Here is a 6,138-nt window from a genome sequence, read left to right on the forward strand (position 1 = left end):
AAGAATATCCCGATTATGGATTTAATCAGCGAAGGCAATATCGGATTGATGAATGAGGCGGATCGTTTTGATCCCGATAAAGGGTATAAGTTCATTTCTTATGCAGTATGGTGGATTCGCCAAGCTATCTTAAAAGCAATTTGTGAAAAATCCCGTATGATTCGGCTGCCGCTTAATCGTGCAAATGAATTGGTTCAGATTGAAAAGGCACGTAAATTGATGGAAAAAAGCGGCTCTGAGGATAAGGAATTGAATAGCATTGCCCAAGAGCTCCATATTGAGCCGGAGATGGTACAAACCATTATGAATGCAGCCCGTGATCCGGTCTCTTTGGATGCGCCGGTGTTTACCGACAACAGTACCGCTCATGCCGGTGATTTTATCGAAGATACCCGCTATATGCAGCCGGAAAGTTATGTACTTGACAGGGATTTACGCGAAAATATCGATATATTGTTGGATTCGCTGAGTGAACGGGAGGCGGAAATCCTGCGCTATCGGTTTGGCCTAAACGGATATGAACAACTTTCATTGAAAGAAGTCGGGCATCGTTTTAATCTGACAAAGGAACGTATCCGTCAAATTGAAAAAAAAGCGCTTGAACGCTTACAATCGGCTGGTCATCTGCACGAGCTTGAAAGTTTTGTTGCGTAATCGAAGTTTTATTTGTGCAAGAGGGGGTAATGCCCTGTTGCCGTACAGCGCATACTTTGCGCCGTAATATGAAGGCATTAAAGCCGGCTGTAACCGACTAGTCAAGGATGTTCATCCGTGGGTATCCTTGACTATGAGGGGATGTCTGAAAAAGTCGGTTACTTTTTCGCCATCCCCGACGAATTCAAAATTAAGTCTCTGTATAGCGTGGCTCACTCCATGCTTATCGTCTGACAATCCCATCCGTGCCGATCCTATTAAATCCATTACCGCATTTTTTTCCGTTTCGTTTAGAACTTAGATTCTCGGTTAAGAGCTTTCTTGACATTTATCGTTTTACCGGTAAAATATCAAGTTGTGGGTGAAAGTGGGGAAAGGTAGAAAAAAGTGGAAAAAAGTGCATTTTCGGGAGAATATAATAATACGCTTGATGAAAAAGGGCGTATTATGTTTCCTGTAAAACTGCGCTGTTTACTGCATGATTCGCAACTCGTTATTACGCGGGGCGTGGATCGCTGCTTATGGATATTCCCGCCGGATGAATGGACGCTGCTGTCGGAAAAAGTTATGCAATCCGCATCGTTGTTTCAAGCGAATTCACGTCTGGTGTTGCGAAGGCTTATCGCTCCGGCTCAAGAAATCGAGATTGACAAGGCAGGCCGTATCTCCATACCTCAAAGTTTACGAGAATATGCACAGCTTGAAAAAGACTGCGTGCTATTGGGAATTAACCGTTATCTTGAACTATGGAATGCGGGTGAATATCGATCTTATCTGGAGGGAAGCGAAGCGGATTTTTATCAAGCAAGCGAAGAGCTGGGAATTATCCGTTTTTAATATGTATGAACTTTGTACACACATCGGTTTTATTGCAGGAATGCCTCCAATTTCTTGCTCCGGAAAGTCCCGATCCGCTCTTTATTGACGGTACATTAGGCGAGGGGGGGCATACCGAGGCTTTTTTAAAGACTTTTCCGCAACTGCGGGTAATCGGCATTGATGCAGATCCTGCAATTCAGGCAAAGGCAAAAGTGCGACTTGCCCCTTTCAGCGAACGGGTACGCTTCTTTCTCGGTTGGTCGGATGCTTTTTTTGAACAGTATCCGCAGGATATCGCCGATCCATCGCTCATCTTATTCGATTTAGGGATTTCTCTTTTCCATTATAAGGAATCCGGACGAGGCTTTTCGTTTCATGCCGGTGAGCCGCTTGATATGCGCATCAATCCGGATGAACCGCTCTCGGCTGCCGAGATTGTCAACTCCTACAGCGAAAAACAGTTGGCGGATGTATTGTACTTATTTGCCGAAGAGCGGTTTTCCCGGCCGATTGCCCGCGCTATCGTGGAAGCACGGCAAAAAACACCCTTTACGGAAGCGCAGCAGCTGAGCGAAACCGTGTTCAATGCTGTTCCCGTTCGTTTTCGGCATGGCCCCATACATCCTGCAACCAAGACCTTTCAGGCCTTGCGGATTGCCGTCAACAGTGAGCTTGATCGGCTGCCGCGTCTGCTTGAAAAAGCGTTCGCCCGCCTTGCCGATCTTTTCTATCCTAAAACTCGCGCTATCTGTAAACTCATCCGCGCAAGCCTTTAAAATTGCAGCTCCCGTTGGCGTAGTCATCTCAAAATTTGCGCGCCCGAGACTTACAGGCACTCCTCTTAAAATTTCACAAACGGCTGGCGCAGGTACGCTAAGCGCACCGTGGTCGCAGATCGCTACGCCGCCACCAAGCTCGATTTTGGAGCTTAGCACGCGCGAGACGCCTAAATTTTCAAAAAGATACTCGAGGCAGATCGCCGCGCCCGCGATATCGACGATAGAGTCTATCGCGCCAAGCTCGTGGAAATGCACCCGATCTATCTGCGTGCCGTGGACTTTGGCCTCGGCCTGCGCGATCGTGCGAAATATCGCACCCGCTCTTTGCTTGCAGCGCTTGCTTAAATTTGAACCCTCTAAAATTTGCTTGATATCGGCGTAGCTTCTGGCGTGGGGCTGCGATTTTAGCGGCACGACGTCGATTTTGGTCGCGGCGATGCCGTTTTTTAGCACGTTTTTACGCTCTAGCTTAAATTCGCCGGCTAAATTTAACTTCTCAAGCTCGGCGCAAAGATAACCAAAATCCACGCCGAGCCCCACCAGCGCGCCTAAATTCATATCGCCGCTGATGCCGCAGCTCGCGTCGTAATATAAAATTTTAGCCAAGCCTAGGCCTTAGGCACCGTCATCGAGCCAAACGGCAGGATGATGATCTTCGTGTCCGCGCCCTTTTGCGCGAGCGCGTCGTCCACGGCCTTTTGTATGTCGTGATAGGGCTTTAGATGCACGGCTCGCATCTCATCGTCGCTAAGATCCGACACCGCCCAGGTCTGCGCCCAGAGCGAGATTTCGGCCATTTTAGCGGCCTTGTGATAGCCGAGCTTAAAGCCCGCGCTGATCTTTTCGAGCACCTTTTTAGGCGTATCCGCGGATGCCATCAGATCAAAAAACGGCTTTGGTCCGATGCCGGTGCGGCACTTTGCGACCATTATTAAAATTCCCCCTTCAGCAAGCGCTAGTTTGCCGTTGTCTAGGGCTTTTTGCGCTTGATAGAGATCGATGTCCATCGGATATGGCGCGACCGAAATCACGATATCTGCCTTGCGCGGGATATTTACGCAAAAAACCTCGTCGGCCTTTTTCACGCAGTCGTAAAAGCTGTCGTTCAAATCGCCCGCGCTTGCGTAATACACGCCATGCTCGCTATCAAGCACCGTTTGGATCGAAAAAACGTCGATGTGCGCTAGCACCTTCATCGCGTCGATCATATCCTCGTGCACGGGATTGCCCTCTAGGCGCAGCGCCTGCGCGTCGGAGCTTAGGGCGAGCTTGTGATTTTGCGTGATGCTCTCGTACGACGCGGTGCCCGGCAAAAATGCCTTTCTGCCGCCCGTGTAGCCAGCAAAATAGTGCGGCTCGACCGAGCCTATGACGATCACTTTTTTGGATTCTGCTACGATTTTGTTTAGATACATCTGCGTGCCGTTTTTGGACTCGCCTAAAAATACCATCTCATCGTGCTTGGAGTCGTGATCGTGAACTTCGTTTTTGGCTCTAATCTCCGCGTAAATTTCTTTGCCGAAGATCATATCGTACTCTTCTAGCGTGCCTTCTCTGTGGCAGCCGGTGGCGATGATGAAAATTTTATTTTTCTCGCGGATTTTTGGGTAAATTTGCTTTAAAACTTTTGCCGTAGGCGTAGGTCTCGTGCCGTCGTTTACAATGATGACGATCTTTTCATCGCCCGCGATAAACTCATCAAAGCTTTTTTGATTTATCGGATTTGCCAGAGCCTTTACGATGAGCGCCGTTTCGTCAAATTTAGCCACGGGGTTTGGATCGAAAACGCCGAGCAAATTTTTCTCGTTTATCTCTAATTTTAGGTGATCGTCTTTGCCGTATGCGATAGGGATTTGCATATCTGCCTCCTATGTGGAATTTGGCGGGATTATAACGTAAATTTTATTTAAAACGATTTAGCCTTGCGCGGGTTATGAACGAAATTTAGAAAGCTTTAGAATTTAAAAATTTAGAGCATTTAAAATTTCAAAATTTTATAAAATTTTAAAAAGCCGCTGGGATTTGAAATTTAAAGCTCGCGAGCCATATGCCCGCGAGCGCAACTATTATAAATAGCCGTAAATATGAGCGAAGATAAAGCCCATCGCGCATGAAGTAAGAACGCCTATTAGCCCAGGGAAAATGAAGCTGTGGTTGATGACGAATTTACCGATGTGCGTAGTGCCGGAGCGGTCGAACTGGATCGCCGCAAGATCGCTCGGATAGGTAGGTAGGATATAGTATCCGTAGCAAGCAGGTGCAAACGCAATAATAAGACCCGGATCGATACCGATGCTAACCGCTAGCGGTACGAAAGTAGCAACCGCTGCTGCTTGAGAGTTAAGGAATTTACTAATTAGCAGCGAAACGATGACATACGTCCACGGATACGCCATAACGACCTTACCTAGCGACGCTTTAAGCATTTCGATATGAGCGGTAAACATAGTCTCTGCCATCCATGAAATTCCATAAATGGCTACAAGCGCGATCATACCGCTATGAAAAATTTCATTTTTAGCGATATTGCCCGCTTTGATACCCGAGACAATCATCATAATGGATGCTGCAAGAAGCATGAAAATTTGAATGGTTAAGACCATATTTAAATTTGTGGTCTTTTTCATCGTATCTTTTACGACAATGCTTGCGTTTGCGATGCTCTCGCTCTTATCGCCTGTCGTGATGACGACGTTTCCGTCTTGAGAGACGATGCTTTGAGCTAGCTTTTTATCTTTGTCGTAAATTTCGACGCTATTAAATTTAGTCGCATCTTTGGCTTTGGACTCTTTGACGTTTGAGACGACCTTACCGCCGTCCACCATGGAGATGACCTGACCATCTTTGATCGTGATATTTTTGACCGTTTTTTTATCGACGATGATCTCTACGGATTTTCCCGGAACATTTTTAGTCCACGCAGGACGCAAGCTTTTCTCGTAACCTAAAACCGCAACTAGCGCAATAGTGGCTAAGAATATCCACATGCAAACCCACTTAATCCTAGGAAGCTTTTGACCTAACAATGTCGTGCTTTCGCCGTATATATATTTTTTCTGCTCTGGATCTTTGATCTTTTCTTGGAATTCCGGATCTTTATCTAGATCTTTACCTCTAAAAATCGACCACGTTCCGATCGCAAGCATACCGATGAAAGTAGAAGGGATAGTTAATTTAAGTAGATCCAAATACGTACTAAAGCCCTCGATATGCACGCCTTGACCTAGTAAGATCGCGACCATCGAAACGCCGGCAACCGAAACGGGGCTAGCGATGATAGCAAGTTGCGAGGAGATCGTAGAAGCAGCCATCGGGCGCTCAGGGCGAATTCCGTTTTTAATAGCTACGTCATAGATGATCGGAAGCAGCGTATAGACGGTGTGTCCGGTTCCGCATAAGATTGTAAGCGTCCACGCAACAGTTGGAGCGATGATACAAACCATCTTCGGATGCTTACGAAGCAATTTCTCCGCTATTTGAAGCATTACGTCAAGTCCTCCCGTAGCCTGTAGCGTTGCACTTGCTACGACAACTGCGAGGATAGTTAAAATAACGTCCACTGCCGGCTTACCCGGCTCTAATCTAAATCCAAACACTAAGATCACTAAGCCTATACCGCCTAGAATTCCCAGCGCCATACCGCCTTTTTTAGCACCATAAAACAAACAGCCCAAGACTATAATGAGCTGCAAAAAGAATTGAGTGCTTTCAGACAAACTTGTCAGAAACTCCATAGTTTCTCCTTCAGTAAAATTTAAAACAAACTTTGGCGATTATACTAACTTTTTATTTAAACAAAATTAAAGGAGCGTTGCGAATTTTAAAAATCTGTCAAAATAAAAATTTACTGAAATTATAATTTTAAAGCAGAATTTATAGCGAAATG

General features: G+C 46.2%; 5 protein-coding genes and 1 pseudogene. 3 read left to right on the forward strand and 3 right to left on the reverse strand.

Annotated elements, in window-relative coordinates:
• From Q0614_RS06540 to rsmH, 3 genes are all read left to right on the forward strand, one after another.
• The coding region (locus Q0614_RS06540; protein WP_298787427.1) for an RNA polymerase sigma factor RpoD/SigA at window positions 1-654 on the forward strand (654 nt) is incomplete at its 5' end.
• Window positions 655-1,041: 387 nt separating this feature from the next.
• The gene (gene mraZ / locus Q0614_RS06545) at window positions 1,042-1,491 is read left to right on the forward strand and encodes a division/cell wall cluster transcriptional repressor MraZ (RefSeq protein ID WP_298787429.1); all 450 of its coding nucleotides are present in this window, start codon (window positions 1,042-1,044) and stop codon (window positions 1,489-1,491) included.
• 5 nt (window positions 1,492-1,496) lie between these two features.
• On the forward strand, window positions 1,497-2,249 hold the full coding sequence (rsmH, locus tag Q0614_RS12555) for a 16S rRNA (cytosine(1402)-N(4))-methyltransferase RsmH (protein WP_366125047.1): 753 nt from the start codon (window positions 1,497-1,499) through the stop codon (window positions 2,247-2,249).
• Here rsmH and Q0614_RS06550 read toward each other — a convergent pair.
• The 3 genes and pseudogenes from Q0614_RS06550 to Q0614_RS06560 form a co-directional block, all read right to left on the reverse strand.
• Window positions 2,148-2,858, reverse strand: a pseudogene (locus Q0614_RS06550) (LarC family nickel insertion protein); the annotation flags it as partial. The gene rsmH and the pseudogene Q0614_RS06550 overlap by 102 nt on opposite strands.
• Window positions 2,859-2,860: 2 nt before the next feature.
• The gene (gene larA / locus Q0614_RS06555) at window positions 2,861-4,111 is read right to left on the reverse strand and encodes a nickel-dependent lactate racemase (RefSeq protein ID WP_298787433.1); all 1,251 of its coding nucleotides are present in this window, start codon (window positions 4,109-4,111) and stop codon (window positions 2,861-2,863) included.
• Window positions 4,112-4,318: 207 nt separating this feature from the next.
• Complete coding sequence (locus Q0614_RS06560; protein ID WP_297997173.1) at window positions 4,319-5,986, reverse strand: anaerobic C4-dicarboxylate transporter; 1,668 nt, start codon at window positions 5,984-5,986, stop codon at window positions 4,319-4,321.
• Between the last annotated feature and the right edge of the window lie 152 nt (window positions 5,987-6,138).

The organism is uncultured Campylobacter sp. (genome assembly GCF_937997595.1).
In the GTDB taxonomy this organism is placed as follows: domain Bacteria; phylum Campylobacterota; class Campylobacteria; order Campylobacterales; family Campylobacteraceae; genus Campylobacter_B.